This is a genomic window from Microcystis sp. M53602_WE12 (assembly GCF_030065455.1).
GTDB lineage: Bacteria > Cyanobacteriota > Cyanobacteriia > Cyanobacteriales > Microcystaceae > Microcystis > Microcystis aeruginosa.
This window is the reverse complement of the sequence record NZ_JASJFB010000213.1, coordinates 1-16,040: the sequence shown is the minus strand read 5'-3', so window position 1 is coordinate 16,040 and position 16,040 is coordinate 1. Positions and strand designations below refer to the sequence as shown.

At 41.1% G+C, this 16,040-nt stretch carries 3 protein-coding genes; all 3 read right to left on the bottom strand.

The features are described from left to right. On the bottom strand, positions 1-444 hold a 444-nt coding region (locus PX482_RS07840; protein WP_288122284.1), incomplete at its 3' end, for a hypothetical protein. Between the two features lie 277 nt (positions 445-721). Beyond that, entirely contained in the window at positions 722-4,978 is a 4,257-nt protein-coding gene (locus PX482_RS07835; RefSeq protein ID WP_288097420.1) for a non-ribosomal peptide synthetase, read from the bottom strand. 165 nt (positions 4,979-5,143) lie between these two features. Continuing rightward, positions 5,144-16,040 (bottom strand): non-ribosomal peptide synthetase (locus PX482_RS07830; RefSeq protein WP_288122282.1); only part of this gene is annotated, 10,897 nt, incomplete at its 5' end.

Sequence of the window (16,040 nt, the reverse complement as noted above, 5' to 3'; positions counted from 1 at the left end):
GGGTTCTTCGGCAGCAATTTCTACTTCAATAGCCTTTTTCAGGTTAAGTTTTAGAACTTGAGAAATTGGCAAACCTTCCACCTCATTGATGAGATATTCTTGAGTTTCTGTTTCACGACGTTTGAGATAGACCGTTTTAAGCAGTGCCTCAATGCCATAACCCGTAACAATGTCACCAATAATGGTAGAGATGCCTAAGACCCCAAGTCCACCAATTAGTCCCAGCGGACCGCCTAACCCAAAAAGTGCGTAAATCATCGGATAGGCAGTACCACCGGATGCGGCAACAGCAATAATGAAAATAATGCCGGGGAGTCCCAGAGAAGCAAGTTTTTGAACAACTTCATCCAGAGAAATTCCCCAGGAGACAAGTTTTTTGTTGATTTCTGTGGGATTAATTCCGAGAAAATCATTGGGAATGGCCGTTTCAGTAGTTTCCGTCATTGATGAGACTCCTAAAATCACTAAGTTGGATTGGTTGGTCGGGATTTCATTCATATAAAATCCATGGTAAGGCAAAAGAATACAAATCGGCTGTCTAGCAATCAGATGCCTTGCAGCATTTTACATTAGTCTTACCGTTCACACAACTTGTAGAAAATCGTCAGTTCTTAGATTAAATCCTGTTGAAAAGATAGAGGAGATTGGTGAGAAACAATTGATAACTGTGTTTTTCAAGTTGAATTGGGAGTGAACCATAGTCTTAAAAACGGGTTTGGTATCAAATCTCAAGGCAAACTTTTAACTCTTCGGCTAAAATCTGGACATGGGGTTCCACCATAATCGAGACATGATTTCCTAGTACGAAATGAATCTCAACTGGCTCTGTAGAAAATTCACTCCAGCCTAAAGAGGAATCCTCGCAATCTCCAGCTATTAAATCTTTATTTGGATCATCAGCTAATTCCTCCCTGGCCCGTATAATCGTAATTTTACCAGGATAAATCTGTTTAGGGAGATAATCAATCAGACATAAACAGCTAGTTTTATAGGCTTGGACAATTTTTTCAAGCTGCCTAGTTTCCGCATTGGGAGGAAGCATATTAGCCAGTTTAAAAAAGTTTAAGGCGTATTTTAATTGTTCCTCCACTGTTAAGAGTTGAAGAGTTTCATAGGAAATATCGATGGTTTTATCTAAATAAACTTCGATACCTTTGCTGACTTCAGCTAACCATCGCGCATGATCCCAATTAATATAATCAAGCAAAATTTGTTTGTCTTTATAAGTGGGTGCTGAAGAATCAATGATTGCTAGTAATGCCACTTGTTGACCCTGATTAACCAACTGTTGAGCCATTTCAAAAGCCACATTACCACCGTAGGAATGTCCTCCCAAAAAGTAGGGGCCTTGGGGTTGTAAATCCTGCATGGCTTGAAGATAAATACTTGCTATATCCTCAATGCGAGTGATTTCTCCAAACTGTTGATAGAGATCATTTTCAAAACTGTAGAAAGGTTGATCTTTTCCTAAACAACGTCCTAAATGGTAAAAATAAAATGGTCGTCCCCCGGCGCCTGGAACACAGAAGAAAGGAGGCTTTGAACCCTGGGGTTGAATGGGAACCAAACAAGACTGGTTAGAGGAATCTGCATCGGTTTGGATAATGGTCGCTAACTGTTCAATAGTTGGGTTTTGAAATATTGTAGTTACGGCAATTTCCTTGCCTAACTGTTCTTTAATTTGGGTGATTAAATAAGGAGCTAAAAGGGAATGACCACCGAGGTCAAAAAAGTTATCATGCACGCTAATTTTGTCAATCTTTAGCACTTTTGACCAGATTTGCACGAGGTTTAATTCTAACTGATTACGCGCTTCAATAAATCTGTCTGAATCACTGGTATTACTAGGAGCTTTTAACGCACGACGATCAATTTTTCCGTTAGCTGTTAAAGGGAAAGACTCCAGCAGCACAAAAGCACCAGGAACCATATAACCGGGCAATTTATGGCTAAGAAATTGACGCAAATCGCCACTTGTTAGCTTTACTCCTAGCTTAGGTACAATATAGGCAACTAACTGTTTTTCCCCTGGATTGTCTTCACGAACAATCACACAGGAAGACTGTACCGCCTGATTTTGACTAAGTACAGCCTCAATTTCTCCCAATTCAATACGGAAGCCGCGAATTTTTACTTGATTGTCAATCCGTCCTACATATTCAATATTACCATCGGGTAAATAACGGGCCAAGTCTCCCGTTTTATATAATTTTGACGGCTCATTGCCCCCCTTATTAAGGGGGGTTGGGGGGATCACTTCATCCTTCTCAAAAGGATTAGGAATAAATTTTTCTTGGGTTAATTCGGGACGGTTAAGATAACCTTTGGCTAATCCTGCACCAGCAATATGTAATTCTCCTACTACACCAATCGGGACAGGTTGGAGATTTTTATCCAGCAAATAGATTTGGGTATTGGCAATCGCTTTACCAATGGGAATAGTTGTGGCTGTAGAAGCTATGTTTTCCACTAAATACCAGGAAGAAAACGTTGTATTTTCCGTTGGCCCATAGACATGAAGCAACCGTTGTGGCGCACCTTTTTCTAGTACCTCTTGTACCCATTTTGGTTCAACTGCTTCACCCCCAAATAGTAAGCAGCGTAAGTTACTAAAAGCTTGGGGAACTAAATTGGCTAACTGATTAAAAAGTGCTGTGGTTAAAAATAAGACACTAATCCGATTTTCCTTTAAGCTTAGTGCCAATTCTTGGGGTGAGAGCAAAACTGATTTAGCGATAATAATAATCTTAGCACCGTTAAGTAAAGCCCCCCAAATTTCAAAAGTAGCGGCATCAAAAGCAATATTAGACGCTTGAACAACGCGGTCATCAGGAGTAAACTGGATGTAATTAGTATTTAATACCAGTCGATTAACTGCTTGATGAGTGACGATAACACCCTTGGGTATTCCTGTAGAACCAGAAGTATAAATGACGTAGGCTAAATTATCCGCAGAAACCGCGCTGTTAAGATTCTGCTGACTTGCCTGATTAATTTGTTGCCAATCTTTGTCTAAACAGACAACAATAGCCTGATGATTTGGCAAGAAATTCTGTAAAGATTCGCAGGTTAACAGTATTTTAACCTGGGTATCTTGGAGCATAAAGCTAATGCGTTCTTGGGGATAATCTGGGTCAATAGGAACATAAGCTCCACCGACTTTAAGAATAGCCAATAATCCCACAATCATGTCTAAGGAACGCTCTAGACAAATCCCCACTAATTCCTCTGGTTTTACTCCTAATTTTCGCAGATAATGGGCTAATTGATTAGCACGACAATTTAATTCATTGTAGGTTAATTGTTGCTCTGAACATACCACTGCTACCGCGTCGGGTGTGCGTTTTACCTGTTCTTCAAATAATTGATGAATACATTGATCAGAGGGATAATCTGTGTGAGTTTCGTTCCACAATGATAACAATTGATAACGTTCTTCATCACTTAACATCGATAACTGAAAAATTCCCATATTGGGATTAGCTGCAATCGCAGTTAAGAGATTCTGAAAATGTTGCCCCATTTGGTTAATAGTGGGGGCAGCAAACAAATCCGTACTATAACACCAAACCGCTTCTAAACGATCAGAAACTTCCCAAAAATTTACCTCTAAATCAAATCGCGCTTTAAGCTCAACAGATAAAGGCAAACTCTCCATCTTTAAGCCAGATAAACTGGCCTCAGATTGGGGAGTATTTTGCAGAGAAAACATCACCTGTATCAAAGGATTATGACTTAAATTTCGGTTTAATTGTAATTTTTCTACTAACATTTCAAAAGGCAAATCTTGATGGGCATAAGCTGATAAAGTTGTTTGCTTTACTCGTTCTAATAACTCCAGAAAACTCGGATTTCCCGACATATCACCCCTTAAAGCCAAAGTATTCGCAAAAAAGCCCATTAATTTCTCAATTGCCGAACTATTACGATTAGCTATCGGAGAACCTACCAAAACATCTGATTGACCACTATAACGAGAAATTAGGACAAAAAAAGCCGCCAGTAAAGTCATAAATAGTGTTGCTCCTGACTCCTGACTTAACCGTTTGAGGCGTTGCGTTAAGTCTTGATTCAGGCGAAAAACCTGCCCATCACCCCGGAAACTAGGAATTGGAGGACGGGGATAATCCGTCGGCAATTCTAAAATAGTAGGTGCATCTTGTAACTGTTTTTGCCAGTAATTAAGTTGACGCTCCAAAACTTCACCAGTGAGCCATTGACGTTGCCATACAGCAAAATCGGCGTATTGAATCGATAATTCAGGGAGAGGGGAAGGCAACCCCCGGACAAAGGCCGCATAAAGTTGAGATAATTCATCAAAGAAGATGCTCAAAGACCAACCATCGTAAATAATATGGTGCATCTTCAACAGCAATACATACTCTTGGGAACTGAGTTTAAGTAACTTAAATTGGACTAATGATTCCTTGGCTAGATTAAAGGGTTTTAAGGAGAGAGCAATCGCTATTTCTTGCAGATGTTCTGTTTGTTCATTCTTTGATAAACCTTGTAAATCTTCCAGGGGTAAACTTACGGGGGAAGGGGGAGCAATGCGCTGAATTGGTTGCCCTTCTACCATGGGAAAAGTGGTTCTTAAAATTTCGTGACGGCGAATCAGTTCACTGAGACTTTGTTCTAAAGCTAATAGATTGAGGTTTCCTTCTAACCGCAAAGCGTCCAACAGATTATAGGAATGACTATCGGGGGAAAGTTGGTGTAAAAACCAGAGTCGTTGTTGAGCAAAAGAGAGGGGTAAATCCTGATCCCGTGACACGGGAATAATCTCTAAATCAACAGTATTAGTTGGGATTTTTGCCGCTCTTAAAAAGTCCAAAATTTCAGGTTTTTTGGCGGCGATTTCTTCTTTAATTTCTGGGGTCATAACCCCTTTGGGAGCCTGAAAACGAAGTTTTTCGCCTTCCAGCCATAGTTTAATGTCTAAACCCTTCAAATACGCTAAAAAATCTCCTACTTTCACTTACCAATTGCCTCCAAAGTTGTTGTTAAATTAGCTCTAAATCACGAAGTTTGCCCTGAGGATGTAAAAGTACATCAGATTGCCATTGACTAGGATCAATATTTGTCCTTTGCCGTTTTAACTGTCTTGCTAAACTATTGATATCAGCTAAAACTTTAACTGTTTTTATAATTCACCATCCTCATAATCTTCTAAGGTTTCAGTCATAGCTGTTTCTCCCGGTGCAACGGTAAGAACTTCAATAATTTGGGCTAAATTAGCGATAGTTGGGTATTCCAGCAGATTTTGTAAAGACAATTCCACCGAGAAAAGATCGCGGGAACGGGAAATAACCTGAGTTGCTAACAAAGAATGTCCTCCCAATTCAAAGAAATTATCCTTAATTCCAATACGTTCGACTCCCAAAACTTCACTCCAAATTTGAGACATTTGAGTTTCAATCGGGGTACGAGGTGCGAGAAATCCCGTAGCTAAATTGCGTGTAGCTGTATCGGGTGTAGGCAAAGCCAGCCGATCTACTTTACCATTAGGAGTCAAAGGTAGGGTATTAAGCAAAACAAAAGCCTGGGGAACCATATAACTAGGTAGCTTTTGTTGGACAAATTCCCGCACCTGTGGTATCAGCTTCTGGACTAATTTACCATATAGAGGATTATTCGTATAATCAGTCCAGGATTTGGGAATAATCGTCTCATCATCCCAAAAATTGGGGTATGGTTGTTCATCAACTTTACTTATTATCGGTTCTAAGATGGCATTCTGGCGACAGAAAACCACATCGAAAGAACCATCTTGACTACCTTCCCACCAACTGAGATGAACAGTGTAATCTAACTGTTCTCCCAGTTGCCACATTTGCTCAGGATTAATCCCTATTCCGGTATTTTTTGCTAACAATTGCCGCAATTCTCCCACCGTTGTTACCCCAGGAGGATTTTCTAAACAGTCTAAAATTTGTAGTGCCTTTTGTACTCGTTGATTGGGTACATCCCTGATGCCTAAATATTCTGGTTGTTCCAGTTTCAATTTATCTTGCAGTTGCCCTAAAGAAAACCGATCCCGCTGCCAATTTAGCCAAGGAATTGTCGTTTTTTGCCCATTAGTATCCAGATGTAAAGTAACATCATAGCGGAATTGAGTTAACTCATTGTCCGCCTGACCCCGTTTCGGTGCAATCTCTACCCAAGAAATTCGCGGAAAACGTTGTTTAAGCGCGATAAAGAACTGAGGTGCAATTAACAATTCTTCTTCGGTAGCTACACTTTGATTCACCTGTTTTTGCCATTGTTCAAGGGTTTTATTAGCTTCGGCACGAGCTAACTGTACCGCGGCATGGTAAGGCTCTAGTAAGGACAAACTACGGATATCACCTAGGAAAATCTTACCCTGATCCGCAATCGTCTTGACTGCTCCTGCGATAACTTGTAATAGATAATCCACACTAGGGAAATACTGAACAACAGAGTTAATTACTACTCGATCGAAAGTAGCTTGGGGAATGCCGGTAAAATCATCTGCTGTTCGGTGTAATAATCTTACTTTGCCCTCTAAACCCTCAATTGTGCCACATAAATGTTCTAGGTTATTAATAGTAGCAGCGGAATAATCGGCTCCCCAATATTCCTGACAATGTTTCGCCACACGGAATAGCAATAATCCACTTCCGCAACCAATTTCTAACACTCGTTGTGGTGGTTGATTTCCTAAAATTCGGCTCACTGTCTGATCAACCCATTCCTGCATTTCTGCTGCGGGAATAGCTTGTCGCGTATAACTACTATTCCAACCACTAATATTAAAAGTGGGGTCCTCGGTTTGAGGTTGGGGTTTACTGTAGGATTCTTCGTAAATCTTTTGCCAATCACTAACATATTCACTCTGCCATTGAGCAAGCTGTTCGGGCAATACTTGACCCTTGAGAGCCGGAACTAAGTAGGCTACCAAATTAGTATTAAGCTGGTCTTGATCATGATCACTTGCCTGATCAGCGCGAGCCATCACAACCGCTTCTTGTACTAGGGGATGTTGGCTCAAAACTGCTTCAATTTCCCCTAATTCAAGGCGGAAACCCCTTACTTTAACCTGATTGTCAATTCGTCCCAGATATTCAATTTTTCCATCAGGTAAATAACGAGCTAAATCTCCCGTTTTGTATAATTTTGACGGCCGCTCTCCCCCCTTATCAAGGGGGGTTAGGGGGGGATCAAGGGAGACAAACGGGTTAGAGATAAATTTCTCTGCTGTCAATTCTAGGCGATTCAAATAACCTCTGGCTACTCCTGCTCCTCCGATGTGTAATTCCCCGGGTACACCGATAGGAACCGGTTGTAAATGCGAGTCTAAAATATAAACCTGCACATGAGGAATTGGCCGACCAATAGTTATTTTTTCATCAACCGGCGTACATTTAGCTACCGTTGCACAAACACTTCCTTCGGTGGGTCCATAACCATTAAAGAAATTTCGTCCCTGTGACCATTTTTTCACCAATTCAGGAGAACAAGCTTCCCCGGCGACAATAATAGTTTGCAGAGAGGAAAGATTTTCCCACGGTAGTACCGCTAAAGCTGATGGCGGTAGAGTAATATGAGTAATCTTATTCTCCCGTAATTGCTTGATTAAAGGTAAACCGGGCATTAAATTTTCTTTACTTGCCAAATAAAGTCTCGCTCCCGCTCCCAAAGCCATTAAAACTTCTGAAATACAGGCATCAAAACTAAAAGAAGCAAATTGAAGCACTCGACTCTGAGAAGACACAGCAAAAGTCTGAATTTGCGCCAGAGCAAGGTTAGACAACCCTTGATGTTCAACCATCACCCCTTTAGGTTTACCCGTAGAACCAGAAGTATAAATCACATTAGCCAAATTAGAAGCTGTTACCTTCCCCGTCAAATTATCCCGGTTCATTGGTTTAATTTCTTGCCAAATTTCAGCTAAAAATACAGTTTTGCCTCGATGATTTGGGAGTTTATCAATCAGTGAACTTTGGGTTAGTAATAAGGGGACTTGACTATCCTCTAACATAAATTGTAGGCGTTCTTGAGGATATTCTGGGTCAAGGGGGAGATAGGCAGCACCGGCTTTAAGGATGCCTATTAATGCCACAATCATGTCTAAAGAGCGCTCTACACATAAACCGACTATTACCTCGGTTTCTAAGCCTAAAGAGCGTAAATAGTGAGCTAGTTGATTGGCCTGACTATTTAATTCTGCATAGGTCAACTGTTGATTTTCAAAGACTACTGCTACTGCATCAGGGGTACGCGCTGCTTGTTCCTCAATTAATTGATGAATACACTTGTTATAGGAGTAATCAGCTTTTGTCTCATTCCAACCCTCTAATAGTTGATACTCTTCCTCTGGGTTTAATAAGGGTAGTGAAGCTAATGATTGACGGGGATTTTCTACAATTGCCGCTAACAAAGTCTTAAAATGAGTCATCATACGGACAATGGTTTCAGCATCAAATAAATCCCTGTTATAAGAGCAAAAACCGCCCAATCCTTCGGCTGCATCCCAGAGGTAAAGTTCTAGGTCAACCCTAACTGAATCAAGTCCTGATGGTATCTCCTCAATGTTTACTCCGGGTAAATCCCAGGGAGAACTAGGAGCATTCTGAAGGGCAAAAACTATCTGTGTTAAAGGATTACGATCTAAATGACGCTCAATTTGTAATTTTTCGACTAACATCTCGAAGGGTAAATCTTGATGGTCGTAAGCGTCTTGAGTAGTTTGTCTGACCTGCGCGAGAAAATCCTCAAAGGTCGGGTCTTGAGATAAATCAAATCTTAACACTAAACTATTGACAAAAAAGCCAATTAACCCTTCAATTTCGGTGCGATTACGGTTAGCAATTGGTGAACCAATTACCACATCTGTTTGTTGACTATAACGAGATAGTAACACAGCAAAACCCGCTAGTAATGTCATAAAGAGAGTGCTACCGGACTCTTGACTGAGTTTTTTCAGTTGTTGCGTTAGTTGACTATCTAGTTGCAGTCGCTCCGTCCCTCCGCGAAAACTTTGGATTGCTGGCCGGGGACGGTCTGTGGGAAGTTGGTGTAGTAGGGGAACCCCGGTTAATTGTTGCTTCCAGTAGCTTAATTGACGGTCTAATACTTCATTAGTTAACCATTGACGCTGCCACAGGGCAAAGTCAGCATACTGTATCGATAAAGTAGGTAAATCTGCTTTTGTCCCGGTGCAGAAACTTCGATAATAGACCGATAATTCATCGATTAAAACACCTATTGACCAACCATCAGCCGCAATATGATGAATAGCTAATAATAGTACATATTCCTCTGTCTTGACTTGCAATAAGTTGACTCGTAATACTGAACCTGATTCGAGATCAAAAGGTTCGGATGCTGCTGCTAATAACAGGTTTTTTACCTGTTGCTCAGAATGACTGAGGTTTTGCAGATTGACAACTGGTAAGGTGAAGGTTACATTAGGATCGATCGCTTGTATTGGTTTGTTATCTTTGAGTTTAAATTGAGTCCGTAGGGGTTCATGGCGTTGAATAATGGCTTGGAAAGCTTTTTCTAAGGCTTTAACATTGAGATTTCCGCGCAAACGCATAGTTAAATCAATAGTATAAGCCCCACTTTCTCCTTCTAATTGATTCACAAACCAGAGACGTTCCTGGGCCCAGGATAGGGGAATATCATCCTCCCGATTAACGGGGACAATTGATGGTAGCTTTAACCCTAAACCTGTTTGCAGTTCTTTTAAAATTACCGCACTTAACTGAGCAATGGTTGGAGATTCAAACAGATAACGCAAGGGAACAACAATCTCAAAGGTTTCCTGTAATCGAGAAATAACTTGAGTTGCCAACAGAGAATGTCCACCTAATTCAAAGAAATTATCCTCAATACTGACTCGTTTTAATTTCAGTACGTCACCCCAAATCTGCGCCATTTTTTCTTCAATGGGGTTACGGGGAGCTATATATTCACCTTGGCTCTGTAAATCGGGAACAGGTAAAGCACGGCGGTCTATTTTGCCATTGGGAGTTAAGGGGAAAGCATCAAGAAGAATAAACGCAGTTGGGACCATATAGTCGGGTAATTTTGCTCGCAAAAATTGCCGTATTTCGTTAATTGTCAGGTTGATTTCGGGTTGCGGTACAACGTAAGCAACTAAGCGTTTATCCCCTAGATTATCTTCACGAACAATCACACAAGAAGACTGTACCGCCTCATTTTGGTTGAGTAACGATTCAATTTCTCCTAATTCAATACGGAAGCCGCGAAGTTTTACTTGATTGTCAATGCGTCCTAAATATTCGATTTTACCATCGGGTAAATAACGGGCTAAGTCTCCCGTTTTATATAATTTTGACGGCTCATTGCCCCCCTTATTAAGGGGGGTTGGGGGGATCACTTCATCCTTCTCAAAAGGATTAGGAATAAATTTTTCTTGGGTTAATTCGGGACGATTGAGATAACCCCGCGCTAATCCCATACCACCAATATGTAATTCTCCCGGAACACCAATCGGGACAGGTTGTAAATGGGAGTCTAAGATATAAATTTGGGTGTTAGCAATGGGGCGACCAATAGTTACTTTCAGGGTTTCATCTGTCCATTTTTCTACCGTGGCACAAACGCTGGTTTCTGTCGGTCCATAAGCATTAAAGAAATTTCTACCCGTAGCCCATTGTTTGATCAATTCTTCTGAACAAGCTTCTCCCCCTACAATAATAGTTTGTAACTCTGGTATTTCTTCTAGGGGCAAAGCCGCTAAGGCTGAGGGGGGTAAAATAATATGGGTAATACCATAATCTTTTAATATTCCCATTAATGGCAACCCGGGCATTAAAGCATCTTTGCTGTCTAAATAAAGGGTTGCACCTGCTCCCATGGACAGGATAATTTCCCAGATAGAAGCATCAAAATTGAGGGAAGCAAACTGGAGAAGGCGAGAGTTTGACTGTACGTTAAAGGTTTTAATTTGCGCTTGAGCTAGGTTAAATAGTCCCCGATGTTCCACCATTACCCCTTTGGGTTTTCCTGTAGAACCAGAGGTATAAATGAGATTAGCTAAATTATTGGCTGTTACTACTCCTGTGAGGTTATCCTGGCTATTTTGGTTGAGTTCTTCTGTGAATCTGTCTAACAAGATTAGCGGCGCTTGATGTTCGGGTAGTTTATCGATTAATCCCTCTTGAGTTAGCAATAATGACAGTTGAGCATCAGCGATGGCAAATTGTAGCCGTTCACTGGGATAATCTGGGTCGAGAGGTAGATATGCACCACCCGCTTTTAATATCCCCAATAATCCCACAATCATGTCTAAGGAACGTTCTAGACAAATCCCCACTAATTCATCTGGTTTTACTCCTAATTTCCGCAAATAATGGGCTAGTTGATTAGCACGACAATTTAACTCATTGTAGGTTAATTGTTGCTGGGAACAGACCACCGCTACCGCATCGGGTGTGCGTTTTACCTGTTCCTCAAATAATTGATGAATACACTTATACTCAGGATAGTCAACTTGAGTATTGTTCCACTCAATTAATAACTGATTAGTCTCGCTTTCTGTCAGTAAGGGTAATTGGGAAATCCGCGCTTGAGGATTGGCCGCAATTCCCCCTAATAAGTTGAGAAAATGCCCTGATAATCGCTCAATAGTGCTACTCTCAAACAAATCAGTATTATATTCCCAGACACCTTTTAAGCCATCATCGGTGTTAACCATAGCTAAGGTTAAATCAAACTTAGCTGTGGTATTTTCTGGAGGCAAATCTGTCACCGTTAATCCCGTCATTGCAATCTCAGACTTAGGTGTATTTTGCAGGACAAAAGCGACTTGAAATAGGGGAGTATGGCTCAAATCCCGTTCCGGTTGCAACGCTTCGACTAACATTTCAAAGGGTAAGTCTTGATGCGCGTAAGCATCCATTGTCACTTCCCGAACACGGGTTAATAACTGACTAAAACTCGGATTATCTGATAAATCCGTCCGCATCACTAAAGTATTAACAAAGAAGCCGATTAAACCCTCAATTTCACCGCGATTCCGGTTAGCGATGGGAGTTCCTACTAAAATATCACTTGACCCTGTATAACGATACAGTAAAGCATCAAAAGCAGCCAATAGCGTCATAAATAATGTCACCCCTTGTTGGCGACTCAATTCAGTCAAAGCTTGGCTAAGTTTGGGGGAAAGGGAAAATTCTTGCTGAGTACCGACAAAGCTTTGCACCGCAGGTCGAGGGTGGTCTGTGGGAAGAGATAATAATGGGGGTGCAGCTGTTAGTTGATTTTGCCAGTAATTTAATTGACTTTGTAGGACATCCCCTTGTAACCATTGTTTTTGCCAGAGTGCAAAATCTGCATACTGAATCGGTAAGGGAGCTAAATTTGCGGGATGATTTTGAGTGTAAGCATTATATAAGCTGGTCAGTTCGTGAATAAATACTTCGATTGACCAACCATCACTAATAATGTGGTGCATACACACTAATAAGAGATGTTCCGTCTCCGATAGCACCACTAAAGTGATTCTGATTAAAGATTCTTTGGCTAAATCAAAGGTTTGAGTGGCTTGTTTTTGCTTTAATTGCTCTGTTTTTTCTTCTTGTTCATGGATGGGTAAATCTTGTAAATCAACGACCGATATTGTCTCCCTTGTTGTTTGAATAATCTGAGTCGGTTGTCCATCAATCGTGACAAAATTAGTCCGTAATACTTCATGGCGATTACAGATTTCTCGTAAACTTTGTTCTAAGGCCTTTTGATTGAGGTTGCCTCGGAAATACAACACCATCGGTATATTGTATAAAGCGCTATTTGGTTGCAATTGATCTAAAAACCATAAACGCTGTTGAGCAAAAGATAGAGGTAGTTCTGTATCCTTAGTTCTCGGTAAAATCGGGGGTACTGTTAGCGTGAGATTTTGCTGCTGTAATTGTCCAATAAGATGCGCTAATTCGGCTACCGTAGCTGCACCAAATAAACTCCGCAAAGGTAGTTCTATTTTAAATAAACTCCGAATCCGAGAAACTAATTGAGTTGCGAGGAGAGAATGGCCGCCAATTTCAAAGAAATTATCATAAATTCCCACTTGCTCTATTTTGAGTATTTCTGTCCAAATTTGCACCAACATCTCTTCAATTCCATTGCGTGGTGCTACATATTGATCCCGGCGATTCCCTATTTTATCTGGTGCGGGTAAAGCGCGACGATCTACCTTACGATTAGTAGTAAGGGGTAAAGATTCCAGAAAAACAAAAGCTTGAGGAACCATATACAGAGGCAATTTACTGGACAGAAACTGACGCAGTTCACTAATCATCGGTATCCGTTCATAATGAGCTACTATGTAGGCGACTAAATATTTATCCCCCGGAGTATCTTCCCGAATAATCACACAAGATGTTTGTACATCAATATTTTGGTTAAGTACCGCTTCAATTTCTCCTAACTCAATACGGAATCCGCGAATTTTAACCTGATTGTCAATCCGGCCAAAACATTCAATATTACCATCGGGTAAATAACGCGCTAAATCTCCCGTTTTATACAAACGATTGAACGGTGAATGAGCAAAGGGATTGTCAATAAATTTTTCAGCAGTTAATTCGGGACGATTCAGATAACCCCGCGCTAAACGAACACCGCATAAATGCAATTCTCCCTTAACTCCAATGGGTACAGGTTGCAGATTTTGATCCAAGATATATGCTTTGGTATTAGCAATGGGACGACCAATCAGCACTGAATTGATTTTTTCTGACTGATAATCTAGCAAATCATGAACTATGGCGGTTACAGACGCTTCTGTGGGGCCATATACATTAATACATTGAACCCGTTTTCCGACCATTTGTCGCCAAATATTGACGGTTTCTGGTAACACTGCATCCCCTCCCACGGCGACGACCCGCAGACTGGATGGTACAGTAGCTAATGATTGGGAAACGGCGAGCGCCCATTCATGCCAATAGGCGGGGGTAATATTTAAAACGGTGAGGCTTTCTTGTTCGATAAAATCGGCGAAATCAGTCAAAGTTGGGAACATTTGCCCTGGTCTTAAGACCACTGTGCCACCTTTTAACCAAGTGGGAAAAATTTCTTCGGCAGCGACATCAAAGCCAAAGGAAGCAAACTGTAAAACGCGATCAGATTCTGTTAAACCGAATACTTCACTAATGCCCCAACTATGATTAACTAAGGCCGCGTGAGTTAACATCACTCCTTTAGGTTTACCGGTTGAACCAGATGTATATAATAGGCATAGTAAATTTTCTGGAACCACTTCACTGAGGGGATTTTCTGGACTTTGAACCGTCAAAATCTCGGCTAATTTATCTAAGACAATTACCCCCACATCTTCTGCTGGTAAAGAATCGAGTAAACTTTCTTGAGTTAGCAGTAGAGAAATTTGTGCATCTTCTGCCATATAAGTCAACCGTTGCTGGGGATAATCTGGATCTAAAGGTATATAGGATCCTCCAGCTTTGAGAACTGCTAATAATCCGACAATAACTAACAGCGACCGCTCTAGATAAATACCAACTAAAACTTCTGAATTTACCCCCAAAGATTGTAAATAATGGGCTAATTGATTCGCCTGAATATTTAAGTCTTGATAGGTTAATTCTTGACCTTCAAAGACCACTGCTACTGCAGCCGGGGTTCGTGCTGCTTGTTCTTCAAATAAATGATGAACGCACTGATGGAAAGGATATGCTTTTTCGGTAGCATTCCAGTCTTTTAATAATTCTTTTGCCTCTACTTCGGTTAATAATGGTAGTTGGAAAATTGGCTGCTGCGGGTTAACAACCAATGCTTCTAGTAGGGTGATGAAATTTCCTGTTAATCGCTCAATGGTGCTGCGATCAAATAAATCGGTATTATATTCCCATACCCCTTTTAATTCTGCACCGGTATTCTCCATCGCCAGGGTTAGATCAAATTTGGCGGTGTCATTTTCTGTGGTGAGGGGAGTGGCGGTTAATCCTGTTAGTTCTAAGGGAGACGGGGGACTATTTTGCAGCAGAAAATCCACTTGAAATAAAGGCGCGTGACTTAAATCTCGTTCAGGTTGTAGGACTTCTACTAACATTTCAAAGGGCAAATCCTGATGAGCATAGGCATCCATTGCCATCTCCCGTACTCGACCCAATAACTGATTAAAATTGGGCTTACCTGACAAGTCAATTCGCAAGACCAAAGTATTGACAAAAAAGCCGATTAAACCTTCAATTTCACTGCGATTACGGTTAGCAATGGGAGTACCAATTAAGATGTCTTCCTGTTCTGTATAACGGTAAAGTAAGACAGCATAAGCGGTTAACAGGGTCATAAATAAGGTGACACCCTGTTCCTGGGTTAATTGGGTCAGTTTTTCGGTTAATTCCCAAGAAAGGCTAAAGGGTAAATGTCCCCCAGCAAAACTTTGTTGATTGGGTCGAGGTCTATCTGTTGGTAAAGATAGGAGGGCCGGTGCGCCGGCTAACTGTTTTTGCCAGTAGTCTAGTTGCTGTTGCAATACCTCTCCCTGCAGCCATTGTCTTTGCCAAAGGGTAAAATCTCCATACTGGATAGATAGGGGATTTAGAGGCGAAGATAAACCCTGAATATAGGCATTATAGAGGGCGGTTAGTTCCTGAAGAAATACTCCCATTGACCAGCCATCACTGACAATGTGGTGCATACAGACTAATAAGAGATGTTCCGTTTCAGATAACACCACTAAAGTGATTCTGATTAAGGGTTCACCGGCTAAGTCAAAGGGTTGAATCGCTTGATTTTGTGCTAACTCTTGGGAGGCAATTGCTTGTTCACTACCAGATAAATGCTGTAAATCCACAACCGTAACTGTCCAGGTTCGTGCTTGTATAACCTGGGTAGGGATACCATCAACGGTAATAAAGTTGGTGCGTAAAGCTTCGTGGCGATCGCAAATTTCTTCTAAACTCTGGATTAAGATTTCTGAGTTCAGGTTTCCCTCTAAACGCAAGGCTAGGGGGATATTATAAAAAGAACTATTCGACTCAAATTCAGCCAAAAACCAGAGACGAGTCTGAGCAAAAGATAGGGGT